This is a genomic window from Mycobacterium sp. VKM Ac-1816D (assembly GCF_000416385.1).
Classification (GTDB): domain Bacteria; phylum Actinomycetota; class Actinomycetes; order Mycobacteriales; family Mycobacteriaceae; genus Mycobacterium; species Mycobacterium neoaurum_A.
Genome location: NZ_AOHQ01000139.1, coordinates 140929 through 156088 on the forward strand (window position 1 = coordinate 140929; position 15160 = coordinate 156088).

At 65.2% G+C, this 15160-nt stretch carries 13 protein-coding genes; 9 read left to right on the plus strand and 4 right to left on the minus strand.

What is annotated here, in order from left to right; all coding sequences use genetic code 11:
* The 3 genes from G154_RS19100 to G154_RS19110 are packed head-to-tail and all read left to right on the plus strand — an operon-like array spanning nucleotide 1 to nucleotide 2515.
* Nucleotides 1-1431, plus strand: coding sequence for an MCE family protein (locus tag G154_RS19100; RefSeq protein WP_019512097.1), 1431 nt, complete (start codon nucleotides 1-3; stop codon nucleotides 1429-1431).
* A complete protein-coding gene (locus G154_RS19105; protein ID WP_031601483.1) occupies nucleotides 1398-1952 on the plus strand; it encodes a hypothetical protein in 555 nt (184 codons plus the stop codon). The genes G154_RS19100 and G154_RS19105 overlap by 34 nt, the downstream gene beginning before the upstream one ends.
* Nucleotides 1949-2515, plus strand: coding sequence for a hypothetical protein (locus G154_RS19110; RefSeq protein ID WP_019512095.1), 567 nt, complete (start codon nucleotides 1949-1951; stop codon nucleotides 2513-2515). The genes G154_RS19105 and G154_RS19110 overlap by 4 nt, the downstream gene beginning before the upstream one ends.
* A gap of 21 nt (nucleotides 2516-2536) precedes the next feature.
* Here the strand turns inward: G154_RS19110 and G154_RS19115 are convergent, their stop codons facing one another.
* Genes G154_RS19115 through G154_RS19130 form a run of 4 tightly spaced genes read right to left on the minus strand, consistent with a single transcriptional unit; the run spans nucleotide 2537 to nucleotide 8083 of the window.
* Nucleotides 2537-3934 carry an FAD-dependent oxidoreductase gene (locus G154_RS19115; protein ID WP_019512094.1) on the minus strand — a complete coding sequence of 466 codons (1398 nt, stop codon included), beginning with the start codon at nucleotides 3932-3934 and terminating at the stop codon, nucleotides 2537-2539.
* Nucleotides 3931-4194 (minus strand): ferredoxin family protein, encoded by a 264-nt coding sequence (locus G154_RS27410; protein WP_019512093.1) that lies wholly within the window; start codon nucleotides 4192-4194, stop codon nucleotides 3931-3933. Before G154_RS27410 ends, G154_RS19115 begins: the two co-directional genes overlap by 4 nt.
* Nucleotides 4194-6401 carry a molybdopterin-dependent oxidoreductase gene (locus G154_RS19125; RefSeq protein ID WP_045546513.1) on the minus strand — a complete coding sequence of 736 codons (2208 nt, stop codon included), beginning with the start codon at nucleotides 6399-6401 and terminating at the stop codon, nucleotides 4194-4196. The genes G154_RS27410 and G154_RS19125 overlap by 1 nt, the downstream gene beginning before the upstream one ends.
* The gene (locus tag G154_RS19130; protein ID WP_019512091.1) at nucleotides 6398-8083 is read right to left on the minus strand and encodes a long-chain fatty acid--CoA ligase; all 1686 of its coding nucleotides are present in this window, start codon (nucleotides 8081-8083) and stop codon (nucleotides 6398-6400) included. The genes G154_RS19125 and G154_RS19130 overlap by 4 nt, the downstream gene beginning before the upstream one ends.
* Nucleotides 8084-8370: 287 nt before the next feature.
* Here G154_RS19130 and G154_RS19135 point away from each other — a divergent pair, with 287 nt between their 5' ends.
* From G154_RS19135 to G154_RS19160, 6 genes are all read left to right on the plus strand, one after another.
* On the plus strand, nucleotides 8371-9345 hold the full coding sequence (locus tag G154_RS19135; protein WP_019512090.1) for a PDR/VanB family oxidoreductase: 975 nt from the start codon (nucleotides 8371-8373) through the stop codon (nucleotides 9343-9345).
* A 130-nt stretch (nucleotides 9346-9475) separates the two neighbouring features.
* Nucleotides 9476-10762 carry a cytochrome P450 gene (locus G154_RS19140; protein WP_019512089.1) on the plus strand — a complete coding sequence of 429 codons (1287 nt, stop codon included), beginning with the start codon at nucleotides 9476-9478 and terminating at the stop codon, nucleotides 10760-10762.
* 43 nt (nucleotides 10763-10805) lie between these two features.
* Nucleotides 10806-11204, plus strand: coding sequence for an SCP2 sterol-binding domain-containing protein (locus tag G154_RS19145; protein ID WP_019512088.1), 399 nt, complete (start codon nucleotides 10806-10808; stop codon nucleotides 11202-11204).
* A 99-nt stretch (nucleotides 11205-11303) separates the two neighbouring features.
* Nucleotides 11304-12386, plus strand: coding sequence for an NAD(P)-dependent alcohol dehydrogenase (locus tag G154_RS19150; protein ID WP_045546524.1), 1083 nt, complete (start codon nucleotides 11304-11306; stop codon nucleotides 12384-12386).
* 105 nt (nucleotides 12387-12491) lie between these two features.
* Nucleotides 12492-13763, plus strand: a complete 1272-nt coding sequence (locus tag G154_RS19155; RefSeq protein WP_019512086.1) for a CdaR family transcriptional regulator — start codon at nucleotides 12492-12494, stop codon at nucleotides 13761-13763.
* 74 nt (nucleotides 13764-13837) lie between these two features.
* Nucleotides 13838-15121, plus strand: coding sequence for a LuxR C-terminal-related transcriptional regulator (locus G154_RS19160; protein ID WP_162181526.1), 1284 nt, complete (start codon nucleotides 13838-13840; stop codon nucleotides 15119-15121).
* The last annotated feature ends 39 nt before the right edge of the window (nucleotides 15122-15160 follow it).

The window sequence follows — 15160 nt, forward strand, 5'->3', positions numbered from 1 at the left end:
ATGCACCTGAACAAGCAAACCCGGATCCAGCTGGCGATCTTCACGGTGATCGCCCTGGTGGCGCTGATCCTGATGGGCGTCCACTACATGAAGCTGCCCGTCAAACTCTTCGGCATCGGCCACTATTCGGTGACGATGCAGCTACCGGTGACCGGCGGTCTGTATGGCAGCAGCAATGTCACCTATCGCGGCACCGAAGTGGGGCGGGTCGACGCCGTGCGGCTGACCGACAACGGTGTGGTCGCCGAGATGACGCTGAATTCGGACATCCCCATCCCCAGCGATCTGCGGGCGGAGGTGCATTCCCAATCGGCGATCGGGGAACAGTACGTGGAACTGCTGCCGCGCAGCGCTTCCGCACCGCCGCTCAAGGACGGCGATGTGATCGCGCTGGCCGACACCTCGGTACCGCAGAACATCAATGACGTCCTGGACGCGGTGAAGACAGGACTGGAAGCGGTCCCGCGGGACAACCTCAAGACGGTGATCGACGAGTCCTACACCGCGGTGGGCGGTCTGGGCCCGGAACTGACCAAAATCGTGTCCGGCGCGATCACCCTGTCGAACGACGCCAGGGACAATCTCGATCCCATGTTGGCCCTGATCGACAACGCGAAGCCGGTCCTGGATTCCCAGACCGAGACCTCGGATGCGATCCAAGGCTGGGCGTCTCACGTCGCCACGGTGACACGCGAACTACAGGAACACGATCGGGATGTCGCCGGCGTCATCGACCAGGGCGGCCCGGCGCTGAACGAGGTCCGCCAACTTGTCGATCGGGTGCAACCCACGCTGCCGGTCGTGATGGCCAACCTGGCCAGTGTCGGGCAGGTGGGGCTGACCTATCAGGACAGTCTCGAACAGATTCTGGTGCTGCTGCCGCAACTCGTCGCCATCGAGCAGGGATCGCTGGCCGCGAACGTCAACACCAAGCAGGACTACAAGGGTGCCTACCTCAGTTTCAACCTGAATCTGAACCTGCCACCGCCATGCACGACCGGATACCTGCCGACCCAGCAGGCGCGCAACGCCGCACTCGTGGACTATCCCGACCGGGCTCCCGGCGACCTGTATTGCCGTGTCCCGCAGGATTCTCCGTTCAACGTGCGTGGTGTACGCAACACCCCGTGCGTCACACGACCGGGTAAGAGGGCGGCCACCGTACGTGAATGCGAGAGCGATACCGAGTTCGTGCCGCTCAACGACGGCTTCAACTGGAAAGGCGATCCCAACGCCACCGGTACCGGGCAGGCCATCCCGCAGTTGCCGCCACCTCCGGCGACGCCACCGCCGATCGCCGTGGCGTACTACGACCCGGCAACCGGTGCCTACATCGGACCGGACGGCAAGCAGTACACGCAGTCCGATCTTGCCCAGAACGCACAGAAGGATTCGACATGGGAGACACTTCTCCTGCCCCCGGGCAGCTGATGGAACTCGACGACACCGAGTCACCCACTCCGGCAGTCAATCCCACGAGACGGCGGCTACTGGTGCTCGTACTGCTCCTGGTCGTGGTGCTGTCCGGGCTGCTGGGCGGGTTGGGCTACGGCTATTACAAGCAGCTGCAGAACCGGCAGGCAGAGGGTGAGTTCCTGCAGGCGGCGCGGCAAGGTGCGCTGAACCTCACCACCATCGACTGGGAGCAGGCCGATGCCGACGTGCAACGGATCATGGACGGCGCCACCGGTACCTTTTACGACGACTTCGCCACGCGATCACAACCGTTCGTCGATGTCGTGAAGCAGGCCAAATCGGTTTCGGTGGGGACGGTCACCGAGGCCGGCCTGGAATCGTGGACCGGTGACGAAGCCCAGGCCCTGGTCGCGGTGTCGGTGAAGACCTCCAGTTCCGCCGGCGCCGAACCTGTCCCGCGCGCCTGGCGGATGCGGATCGCGGTGCAGAGAATCGATGGTCAGTTCAAGGTCTCACGGGTGGAGTTCGTGGCATGAATCAGCTCGAGCCGACCGCCGCGGCGGCGGCGGCGGCAGAAGAATCGGTCCAATCGGCCCGCGCCGCTCGGGTTCGCCGTGTCAACTGGATCTCGCTGGCGGCTTACGTCCTGCTACCGGCGTTGGCCGTGCTGCTGGCCGCCGGCGCCGGCTACGTCGCGTGGCAGTCGGCGGTGCTCCGGCAGGTCCAGGCAGCCAGCGGTGACACGGTGCGCGCGGCCACCGATGGCACTGTCGCGCTGCTGTCCTATCGTCCCGAGACCGTCGAGCAGGATCTACAGGCCGCCCGGAGCAGGTTGACCGGCCCGTTCAGTGACACCTACGGATCGCTGACGCATGATGTCGTGATCCCGGGCGCCCAGCAGAAGCAGATCGCAGCAACGGCCACCGTGCCCGCGGCGGCCGCGGTCTCCGTCTCGGCTGACCGCGCCGTGGTCCTGCTTTTCGTCAACCAGACCGTCACCGTCGGCAAGGATGCACCGACCAACTCCGCCTCGAGTGTCCGGGTCGGGTTGGAGAAGGTCGACGGGCGTTGGCTCATCTCGCAATTCGACCCGGTGTAGCTCTGGCTGGTGTCGGCTCGCTCAGCGCTCGCCAGCCGCGCTCGCCGAGTTCGCGCGATCGAGTAGTGCGGATCGGCTGGTCAGTTTGATCCGGGGCCGGCCGAAATATGCGCCGGCCCGCCGTTCGTGGCGATCGATCGCCTTCCACTGCTCGTCGGTGACGACCGCCACCTGCCGACGAGCCAATTCGGCGGTGACCTGGGCACTGCTCAGCGTGTCGGCAGTCGGGAGGTTCCCGGTCCGGTGGTCCTCGAGTAGCGCGCGGACCGTGTCGCGAGCGCACTTCTTGTTCGTGCCGATGATGCCGCTCGGACCGCGTTTGATCCAGCCCGTCACGTAGACACCAGGTGATCCCACGACACGTCCACCCTCGTTCGGAATGGTGCCGGTGTGCTGGTCGAAGGGCAGCCCGGCGACAGGAGCGCCGCGGTAGCCGACGGCCCGCAGGACCAGACCTGCCGGCAGGGTGGTGGTGTCCGTCGTGCTTCGCGCACGCAGCGACCCATCGGGTCCCGCGATCAGCTCGTTGCGGGCGATCGTGACGGAATCGACGCGGGTAGTCCCGTGGATCTGAATCGGGGAGGCCATGAAGTGCAGCACGATTCGCTTGCCCGCGCCCGTCCGTGGGCGTTCGAGGTAGCTGCGGATCGTGGTGAGCTTGCGGACATCGACGTCGGTGGTGGTGGCCGAACCGAGGTCGACGCCTTCGACGGCGATGTCGACGTCCTTGAGTTCACCGAGTCCCTCGAGTTCGGGATTGTTGAACGCCGCCTGGTTCAGGCCTCGCCGGCCGAGCACGATCACTTCGCGGATACTGCTGTGCCGCAGAACTTCCAGCGCATGGTCGGCGATATCGGTGCGGCGGAGTTCGTCGTCGGGCAGGGTGAGTATCCGGGCGATGTCGAGTGCGACATTGCCGTTGCCGATCACCACGGCGCGCTCGGCGCTCAGATCGAACTGCATCTCGGCCTGGTCCGGGTGACCGTTGTACCAGGAGACGAACTCTCGGGCCGAATGGCTACCGGGTAGCTCTTCGCCGTCGATGCCCATCCGGTTGTCGCCGGCCGCGCCCACGGCGTAGATGACGCCGTCGTACCACGCAGCGAGCTCGTCGTGATGGACATCGCTGCCCAGCTCCACGTTGCCGAAGAACCGAAACCCCTTGCGGGCGGCGATGGCGTTGAAAACGGTCGACACGAGTTTCTTCTCGGCGTGATCCGGGGCGACGCCACCACGGACGAGCCCCCACGGCGTGGGAAGCCGTTCATAGACATCGACCTCGATCTGCTCGTCGTGCAGGTCGACCACTTCGCCGTGGAGGTAGGTGCCATGGGGGCCACTGAGGAGATGCCCCGCGGCATAGAGGCCGGCGGGACCGGAGCCGACGATGGCGATGCGCAGGGGCCGGCGTTCGGTCATGGTGTGACACTCCGGTAGTACTGCGCGTTGTGCTCGACGTAGTCCGTGTAGCGCGCCGGTATGCGCGCCGCGTCGAAGATCGCGTCGACCGGGCAGGCCTGCACACAGGCTTCGCAGTCGATGCAACTCTCGGGGTCGATGAACAGCTGCTCGGCGGTATCGAACCCGGCTTCGTCGGGGGTGGGGTGAATGCAGTCGACGGGGCAGACCTCCACGCAGGAGTAGTCGGCCACACAGGGTGCGGCGATCACAAAGGCCATCAGAGTTCCCTTTCGGCGCCGACGGTGGCGGTCACCGCGGCTCTGGTCACCTCGACGGAGACGCCGTTGTACACGGCGTTGCCGCTGAGCACGTCGACAGCATCGGGTGCATCGGGTGTCAGGATGTTGTAGTTGGCGCCCCCGGCGGCCGTCGCGCGACGCCACCCGCCGCGATGCCCCCAGCCGTGGGGGAGCCCGATCGCGCCGCGGATGATGTCATCGGTGACCTGCGCTTCGACCGTGATGGCACCTTGCGGTGACGTCACGACGACGTGGTCACCGGTGTCGATGCCCCGCACCGCGGCGTCGGCCGGGTGGATGCGCAACCGCTGGACACGATCACCGGCCATCAGTTTGGGCACGTTGAGCATCCAGGTGTTGTGCGACCGCAGTTCGCGGATGCTGAACAGCCGCAGCGGATATGCGTCGACGTCGTGAACGATGCGGGCGGCCATCCGGCCCATTTCGCGGACAAACCGCGAATCGTCGAGATGCACACGTCGGTCCTTGTGGTGCAGGCGGTGGCGTGCAACTCCGGTGGGGAGTCGGTCGGCAAGTTTGACGCCGCCCGGGTGGCGGAGCAGTTTCTTGCGACTGATGCCGCGTCGCCGCAACCCGAACAGGTCTCCGTGTGGACCGATACGCATGAATGCGTCGGCGACGAATGACGGCTTCAGGCGGATACCGAGTGTGGCGGCCAGCTGCGCGCCCGGGGCCGGGGACGGCGCGAGACCGATGCGTTTGGCGATCTGGTCAACGATCCACCAGTCCTCTCGGGCCTGTCCCCGCGGCGGTACCGTCGGCGAAACCCACTGCGCATAGGGCACATTACTGTGCGGCTGGGTGAAGATGGGCATTCCTTCGCGCTCCAGCCACAAGGCCGGCGGCAGGATGTAGTCCGCCAATCGTGACGTGTCGGTGAGGTAAGGGTCGACGCAGACGAGGAGGTCGAGGCTCGCCAGGCCGCGTTCGACTTCGCCGCTGTTGGGTATGGACATCGCGGGGTTGCCGAAGCAGTTGATCAGCGCGCGTAGCTGGCCTTTTCCCGGGGTCAGCATCTCGGTGGCCATCGTCGCGGCCGGTGACGTGCCGAGCACCTCCGGATGCCCGTCGACGCGGGTACGCCAACGGTCATATCCGTTGAGGCGGAATAGCTTTGTGAACTGTTCGGTGTCCAAGGCGGGGATCCCGAAGACCATGCCGCCGGCCCGGTCGAAGTTGCCGGTTGCGATGTTGATCGCGTCGATAAGGAACTTCGTCAACGTGGAGAAGGGGCCCAGCGATGCTCCGCACCGTCCATACACGCACGCGGCCGGTGCCGCGACGAAGTCCCGCGCCAGCTTCTCGATCGTCGCAACGGGTATGGCCGTTTCGGCAGCGGCCCGCTCCATGTCGACGTCACCCACGACCGCCCACAGGGCGTCTCGGCCGCCGCGGGACGATGCCAGTACTTTTGTGTCTTCCAAGCGTTCACGCAGAATGACATGCAGCATCGCGGCCAGTAGCCACGGGTCCGCCCCTGGAAGAATTGGCTGGTGCTCGAACAGCTGGGCCGTTTCGGAGCGCCGCGGGTCCACGATGACCACACGACCGCCCCGTTCGGGAATCCTGAGCAAGGACGTTCGGATGTGCCCGACGTTCAGCATGCTGCCGTGTGAGACCACCGGGTTGGCGCCGAGACAGAGGAAGAAATCGGTGCGGTCGACATCGGGGACCGGGTTGACGAGGTTGTGGCCGTAGACGGACTCACCGACGACCCAGTAGTTGTTGATATCGATCGAGGCCGCGGTGTAGAAGTGTTTGGTCTTCAACGCTGCCGCGAAGCCGAAGATCCAGAGGAACGCCGAGTAGTTGAACGCGCCTGCGTTACCCAGATACAGCCCGATCGACTCACGTCCGTGTTCGGCCACGACTGCACGCAGACGTCGGCCGATGTCATCGAGCGCCTCATCCCACCCGACCGCGGTGAAGGTGCCATCGGGTTGTCTGCGCATAGGGTGCAGAATCCGGTCGGGATCCTCACGGACCGCGGGAAAGGCGATGCCCTTCGAGCAGGCGAATCCATGGGAATTCGGGTGCGTGGGGTCGGGCCGCAAGGTCACCGTGTCGTCGTCGCCCACAGTGGCGACCAATCCGCATGCCGCCTCACAGATCCCGCAGTAGAGGTGGGAATTCTTCTTGCCCACCCGTGCCTCGGCAGTGCTCATCGGATTGCCGCCTGATCCCGTAGCGCAGGCCCGCTCGCGGTCTCGGTCTCAACACGTTGCCTCCCGGACAGTCGGCCATCGGCGAGCATTGCCCGCAGCACCTTCTTGTCGAATTTGCCGACGCTGGTCTTGGGTACCTCGGCGATGTAGGCGTATTCGTCCGGCAGCTGCCACCGGGCGAACTGATCCTGGAGGTGGGAGTTGAGCGCCTCGGGGCTGGTGGTTTCCGCGGTGTCGACGACGACGCAGGGGAGCGGCCGCTCCGTCCAGTGTTCGTCGGGTTTGGCAATCACCGCCGCCTCGACGACCGCCGGATGGGACATCAGGGCGTTCTCCATCTCGATCGAGGAGATCCATTCACCGCCGGACTTGATGACATCCTTGACCCGGTCGGTGATCTGGAGATAACCGAGGGGGTCGATGGTAGCGACATCGCCGGTGCGCAGCCAGCCATCGCGGAAGGCCTCTGCGCTGGCCGCCTCATCCAGGTAGTAACCCGACGCGATCCACGGTCCGCACAGCTCGAGCTCGCCGGCCTGCTCGCCATCCCACGGCAGTTCCGTGCCGTCCGGGTCCACGATGCGCACTTCGACGAGCGGTGAGATACGGCCGGTCTTGGAACGGTACCGCCAGAATTCGTCACCCTCGGTGCCGGCCGGGGCTTCGGCGATGGCCACGAGAGGACTGGTTTCGGTCATGCCGAAACCCTGCACGAGCGGTGTACCGAAGGCCGCTTCGAACCGCTGCATGAGCGACAGCGGTACCGCGGCACCACCGCAGGTGACACGACGCAGGGATGCCAGCGCCTGGGGAGCGGACGCCGACGTGCGCAGCACGTCATTCCAGATGGTGGGGACAGCCGCGGCGAACGTGACCTTCTCGGCGGCGATCAGGCGAACCAGCGGATCGGCCTGAAGGAATCTCCCGGGCATGATCAGCGCGGCGCCCAGCAGCCCGCAGGTGTACGGCAAGCCCCACGCGTTGGCGTGGAACATGGGAACGACCGGCAGCACCCGGTCGCCGGACCGGACATCGAGGGTGTCGTTCAGACACTCGGCCATGGCGTGCAGCACCGTCGAGCGGTGGCCGTAGAGAACGCCTTTCGGATTACCGGTGGTTCCGCTCGTGTAGCACAGGCTGGCCGCGGCCGATCCGTCGATGTCCGGATAGTCGTAGTGCTCGGGCTCATCGGCGATCAGCGCCTCATAGGCCAGCGCATCGGTCAGCATCTGCGCGCGGCCGGCATCGCCGATCACGACGAAATGTTCGATCGCCGGGATCCTGGACAGGATCCGCTCTACCTGCGGCACCAGCGTCTCATCGACGATGAGGACGCGGTCTTCGGCATGGTTGATGATGTAGACGAGTTGCTCGTCGGTGAGCCGGATGTTGAGGGTGTGTAGCACCGCGCCCATGCAGGGCACCGCCAGATAGATCTCCAAGTGCTGCTGGGTGTTCCATGCGAAGGTGGCGACTCGGTCGCCTTCCCGGATGCCGAGGCGGTGCAGCGCGTTGGCCAGTTTGTCGGCCCGGCGCACCACGTTGCCGTAGGTGCTGCGGCTGACGGTGCCCTCGTCGTCGATCAGCGTGACGACTTCGACGTGGGCATTCATGGTTCGCATCCGGCGCATCACGTGCTGGAGGGTGATCTCGAAGTCGTTCTGTACCAGTGATTCGACCATGAGTTCTCCCTGTTCCGAACCTGCCCGTGCGATCACGCACCGTTGAACCTGTCCCGGTAGACGCTAGGAACACTGGGGGTACCCCCACGATCTCCCGTTGGCGGGATGCACATAGGCCGAACGGGTCTGCGTGCCTGGAGGTCTGCCGGGCTGACGACGCGGATGCCCCATTCGGGGTATGGCGTTCCACCTTGCGGTGGCTGTCGCCGATGACAGGGGTGACGAACGCTCGTGAGATGCAGTCAGAAGTCTCGGAGGGATCAGAAGTCGTGGAAGGAAGGGTGTCTGTGACCGACACGGACCCGGCGCGGAAGGACGCGCTCGAACTCGTCGTCGCCCATCGTGCTGATCTGGCCGACGGTGTGGTGGGACTGGTCTTGGAGGATCCGGCGGGTGGACCGCTGCCGGAATGGACTGCGGGCGCGCATATCGATCTCGAGCTGACCGATGTGCTCGTGCGGCAGTACTCGCTGTGTTCCAGCCCGGATGACCGCCACCGGTGGAGGGTGGCGGTGCTCCTGGAGCGCGGCGGGCGCGGCGGGTCCCGGCACGTGCACGATAGCGTCGTCCAGGGCAGTCGAATTCGGGTGGGTGGACCGCGCAACCATTTTCCGTTGCAGCCCGCCGACCGATACCAGTTCATCGCCGGTGGCATCGGTATCACGCCGATCATCCCCATGATCGAACGGGCCGAAGCGGACGGCGCCGACTGGCACTTGTTGTACGGCGGTCGGCAGCGATCGTCCATGGCGTTCGCCGACGTGCTGGCCGGCTACGGTGACCGGGTCACCTTCTGGCCGCAGGACGAGCTCGGGATGCTCGATCTGAACAGCGTTCTCAGGGAAAGTCGCGACGACACCCTGGTGTATTGCTGCGGGCCCGAAGGCCTGCTCTGCGCTGTCGAACAGGCCTGTTCGCACTGGCCGGCTTCGGCATTGCACGTCGAACGGTTCGCGGCCAGGCCAGACGCGCTGGCACCAGCGGAGGGCGCGCTGGACACTTTCGACGTGGTGTGCCGCACATCCGGCGTCACGGTCACCATCGGCCGCGGTGAGTCGATCCTGGAGACGTTGCGGGAGAACGGTATCAACATGCTGGCGTCCTGCATGGAAGGCATCTGCGGCACGTGCGAGACCCGGGTGCTGGAAGGCACGCCCGATCACCGTGACTCGGTGTTGAGCGCCGACGAGCAGGCTGAGAACGATTACATGATGATCTGCGTGTCACGGTCGCTCTCGCCGACATTGGTGCTCGACGTATGACAGCGGTGCTCCGCACCGGCGGCGGGAGCGTGATCGATCTCGGGGTGCACCGTAGGCACCCCCAACGAGAGATACACCTGCCCCATGCGCCGGATCGTCAGGAGTTTTCGCTGGTGGCAACGTTCTGGTCATGACGAGCACCGCCCAGCACCCAGTCATCACCGATCCCGCCCTCGACCTGTCCGCCCGGTCGTTCTGGAGCCGCAACTTCGAGGATCGCGAGAAGGCCTTCGCGCACTTCCGTGCCGAGAACCCGGTGCCCTACCACCGGGCGTTCGAGTCGACGCTGTTGCCGCCCGACGAGAACACCCCCGGGTTCTGGTCGGTGACCCGGCACGAGGATTGCCGCTACGTGTCCCGCAACCCCAAGCTCTTCTGCTCGGGCAAGGGCGTGCTGATGGAGGACATGCCCGAGATCGTCCTCACCGCAACGGCGTCCTTCCTGGTGATGGACGGCGAAGATCACCGCAAGATGCGTGGCGTCGTCGAGAAGGCGTTCACTCCGCGCAACGTGCGCAAGATCTCCGAATGGATCGCCCAGCACGCACGCGAGCGGCTCGACGAGATCATCGAACGAGGGGAGGGCAACTTCTCCGAGGACTACGCAAAGTACGTGCCCGGACGCATCTTCGCGCACTTCTTCGGCCTGGACCGCGACAGCGAAGAACAGCACATCGTGATGGAAGCCGCCGAACGGATGCTTGCCTGGGACGACCCACGCATGTCGCTCGGCCGCGATGCGCTCACGACGCACGCCGAGGAGGCCGAGCGCATCCAGGACGTGGCGCTGGCCCAGGCGGAGAAGCGGCGTAAGGATCCCAAGGACGATCTGATGACCTGGGTCGTCAATGCGGAGTTCGAAGGAAAGACCCTCGAAGAGTGGGAGATCGCGGCATTCTTCTCGCTGCTGGGCTCGGCGGCCAACGACACCACCCGGCACTCGATCGCGCATGCGGTCCGGCTGCTGTCGGATAACCCCGACCAGCGGGCACTGCTCCTGGAGGACATCCCGGGCCGGGTCGGGGGTGCCGTCGAGGAGATCGTTCGACATGCCAGTCCGGTGATGCACTTTCGCCGCACCGCCACCGAGGACGTGATGATCGGCGACACGGAGATCAAGGCGGGCGAACACGTGGTCCTGTGGTATTGCTCGGGTAACCGTGATCCCCAGCAGTTCGATGACCCGGCAAAATTTGACATCATGCGTAATCCCAACGACCACTTGGGTTTCGGTGCCGGAGGTCCGCACTTCTGCCTGGGTAACGCGATGGCGCGTCAGATGATGCGGTCGGTGCTCACCGAGATCTACACCCGCATTCCCGACATCACCGTGGTCGGGGAGCCCGACTTCCAGGTCAACAATTTCATCCATGGGGTGCACGCCCTGCCGGTGCGCTGGACACCGACCGCACGCTGACATCCGTATTCACATCGAAACATCCACCCTCGGAGAGGAACTCATGTCCTACTACAACAGCGCCGAAGAGATCTACCAGTACCTCGGCGGCGTGTTCCGTGCCGCCAACGACACCGAGGTCGGCCCCAAACTTATGGGCGCGGACATCGACTTGCAGGTGTACTACACCGATCCGGATGCCGCGATGACGGTGCGTCTGCGGGAACCCAAGATCGAGGTCTTCGATGGCGCCGACAACGAAGAAGCCGACGTGAAGCTCTACATGACGGCCGATATCGGCAACAAGTTCTGGCGCGGTGAGTACAACCTCGGGGTGGGCCTGGCCAAAGGTCAGGTCAAGGCCAAGGGGCCGGTCAACAAGATCCTCAAGCTGGTCCCCCTGACCAAGCCGCTGTTCCCGATCTACCGCGAACTGGTCGCCGGAAAAGACGCCTCGGCCTGAAAAAAAGACTTCTGACAGGAGAATCCGTTGACTGACACCACTTCCCCGGTGAGCACGCTGGACCACCGTGCACACACCGTCCGTACCGCACAGGTGGCCGTGCTTCGCGAAGAGGGCCGGCCCCTGTCGTTGGAGGACGTCGAGCTCGCCGAGTTGGTGAGCGACGAGGTGCTGGTCCAGATTGCCGGGGTGGGCATCTGCCACACCGATATCTCGGCGGCAGAAGGACTCGTCCCGCTGCCGCTGCCCGCCGTCCTCGGTCACGAAGGGGCCGGTGTCGTGATGGCGGTCGGTCCGAGTGTGCGCACCCTCGCAGTGGGTGACCACGTGGTGTTGAGCTACGACTTCTGTGGGGAATGCCGGACCTGCACCACCAAGACCCCGGCGTACTGCGAACTGTTCGCACCGCTCAACTACTTCGGAGAGCGGCTCGACGGCACCGTGACCATGCGGTCTGGCGACGAGGACGTGCATGGCAACTGGTTTGGCCAGTCGTCGTTTGCAAGCCTGGCCATCGCCAACGAACGCAACGCGGTCAAGGTCCCCACGGATCTGCCGCTGCACCTGCTGGGGCCCCTCGGTTGCGGTCTGCAGACCGGAGCGGGCAGCGTCATGAACGTGTTGCGTCCGAGCCCGGGTGACAGCCTTGCGGTATTCGGGCTGGGCGCAGTCGGTCTGGCCGCGGTGATGGCGGGTAAGGCGGTCAATTGCGAGCCCATCATCGCCATCGACATGAACCCGGCGCGTCTCGAACTGGCCCGCGAACTGGGTGCCACCCACTGCATCAACCCGGCGGAGACCAAAGACCTCGTCTGGGACGTGATGAACCTGGTGCCGAATGGGGTCAACTGTTCGCTGGACGCGGTCGGTTCGAATCTGGTGATACGTCAGGCGCTGGAAATTCTCAGCTCACCCGGCCACTGCGCCACCGTGGGGTTCCACGGGCTCCAGCACGACATCACGATCGATCAGGGCCATCTGCTGCTGGGCCGGCGGCTGTCCGGAGTCATCGAGGGTGACGCCGACCCACGCGAGTTCGTGCCGGTGCTCATCGAGCTGTATCGCGACGGCAAGTTCCCGTTCGACCGACTGATCGAGACGTTTCCGCTGGCTCAGATCAACGAAGCAATCGCGGCATCGACAAGTGGCGCCGTGATCAAGCCCGTCGTTGCCTTCGGCTGACTCGGCAACGTTGATCAATGAACCTTTGCAGCACAGGCTTGGTGCTACCGTCACTCGATCGCTGAGCACATATTGGGGGCGCAGTTGGCTCAAGAACTCGTGCAGATGACGCCCGACGACGCCGCCGCGGTGGCTGCCAAGATCGATGTGAACGACCTCGCCGAGCGGATCGGTCTGCGGGCCGTCGAGGTGATCGCCGATCTGCACAACGCCCAGGACAAGGACCTGGAGCAACTGACCGTCGAGGCCGCCCTGAGCAACGTGCACGCCGTGTTGCGTGGCTTTGCCGGAGCCGAAGACCCGGCGTTCGTGCAGCCACCGGAGCTGACGCTCAGCTGGGTGGCCACCATGGCCCAGCGCGGTATCAGCGTTGCCGCGATACCGCGTTGCTATGTGATCGGGATGGGCCTGTGTGATGCGGCGCTGCGGAAAGCGGTGCACGGCCTCGCCGCTTCGGAGGACGTGAAGTGGAATCTCACCAATGCGGCGCTGAACTACCTCTACGAGTACTGCGAGAAGATCACCGGTGATCTCGTCGATCACTACCAGCGGGAACGCGAGTTATGGGTGCGCGGTGCCGACTCGGTGCGTGCCGAGCTCGTCCTCGCCATCCTCGCTGGGCGTCCCGTGGACCTGCACGCCACCAGCGCTGCGCTGGGCTACAACCTCGATCGACCGCATATGGGCCTGATGGTGTGGGCTGATCCGCGCAACCCGGACAAGCCACCGCTGCAGGCTTTGAAGAGAACGGCCGCACAGTTGGCTCATCAACTCAAGGGCATGGAGCTACTGGTGGTGCCCGCGGGTTCGGCCATGGTCTGGGCATGGACAAGCGGGCCGGCACTCGCCGACGAGCTTGCCGGTGAGCTGACGATCGACGGCCCGCTGCTCGCCTCGATCGGTGGGCCCAGCCCGGGGGTGGACGGATTTGCCCGGTCCCACCGGCATGCCAAGGAGGCGCGCCGCATGGCCGGCGTGTTCGCGCACGCAGCCGGAACGGTGACGCATCACCGCCAGGTGGCGCTGGCCGCGCTGCTCACCCACGATCTGTCGGCATCACGGGAATTCGTCGAGGACGAGCTCGGCGAGCTTAGCTCTGATACCGAACGCAATCGCAGGTTGAGGGCGACGCTGGTGGTCTACTTCCACGAGAACATGAGCTGGAGCAGGACCGCGGAGCGGCTGGGTGTGCATCAGAACACCGTCATGTACCGCGTTCAGCAGGCAAAAGAGCTCCTCTCGTGCTCGCTGTCCGAACGACGGCTGGAGTTGGAGGCGGCGTTGCGGTTGGCCGAAGTCAGCGCCAACCTCAGTCCAGGCGGTCTTGCGGGTTCGGGTCAGCCGGAGCGCGACGTTTGCCAGGACGACTGGAAGTAACTTCCAGATGAACGGACAGGATTTGGAACCGGCTTCCATAGGTTAGTGGGATGGGTCTCTCTACCGTTGTGGATGTGACTACCGCCACCCTTGAGGTTCCCGATCTGAGCAGCTTTGTCCCGCTTCTCGACGTCGATCCGACGGATGCGTCGACGCCTCCGGAGGTCGGTGGGACCCCGCTGGATGACTGGTCGGTGGTCGGCGCGCCACTGCGCGATCACGCGCTGCGTGCGCGGATCTCCGCTGTGCTACACCGAGTGGCCGCGCTGCCAGGCTTCGGTGGCACCACTGTCATCGACGACGAGCGCGACTTCGCCACGATCGAGTCGGCGCTGGACTCGGCGCGCACGCAACTGTCGGGTCTGGCCGGCTCGAACCATGTCGCCGTGATCGGTCCGGCCACGGCGCGCTGTGTCGCATTGCTGACCGAGTTGGCCGACCTGCGCGTGCAACTGGCGGAGGTGCGAGCGGCGCAGCGCAACGAACGGTACGCCGCCACCCGCAACGCGCTCTCGCGTCTGCACGGAGTCGACTCGGTCGAACAGATGTTGGAACGGGCGCCCGCCGAATTGGCCAGGTGCGGTTTCGACCGGGTGATCGTGTCCCGGGTCGAAGAGTCGACATGGTGGGTGGAGAACGTCCACGTCCGGGCAGACCCGCAGTGGGCCAACGAGATTGCCGAGGCCGGTCGCGCGAACCCGGCGCGCATCGATCACCTACTGGTCGAAAGCGAGATCATGCGGCGCCGCGCGCCGGTCCTTGTTCGCGATGCGCAGCACGCCCCGCGCATCAACGCGGCCATCGGTGCGGCCTCGCTGTCGCGGTCCTACGTCGCCGCACCGATCATGCCCGATGGACGCGTCATCGGGATGTTGCACGCAGACTGTTACCTCAGCCGTCGGCACGTCGACGAGGAGGACCTCGCCGTCCTGTGGATGTTCACCGAGGGGTTCGGTTACGCCTTCCAGCGCACAGCGCTCAGCGAGCGACTCCGCGGCGCACGCGACGAGATCCAGCGGATGGCGCGTGATATCGCCACGTCCGCTGACGACCTCTGTTCGGCCCGCACGACCCTCGGACGCCCGCGCGGGCACCTCGCGGACCACGCGACGCCGCCGGTGGCGGCATCGCTGGCGGCCAATTCGAGCATCGAAATGCTGTTGTCGCGCAGGGAGATCGAGGTCGTCTCGCTGATGGCAGAAGGTATGAGCAATGGTGCGATCGCCACTCATCTGGTGATCTCGGAGGGCACGGTCAAGACGCACGTCAAGCACATTCTGCGCAAGTTGAAGGCGTCGAACCGGGCCGAGGCGGTGTTCAGGTACATGCGGATGACGGCAGTTCACGGGGTGCGGTAGCCATCGCGAGTGGCATGGTGCTGCCTGCTGGAACGTATT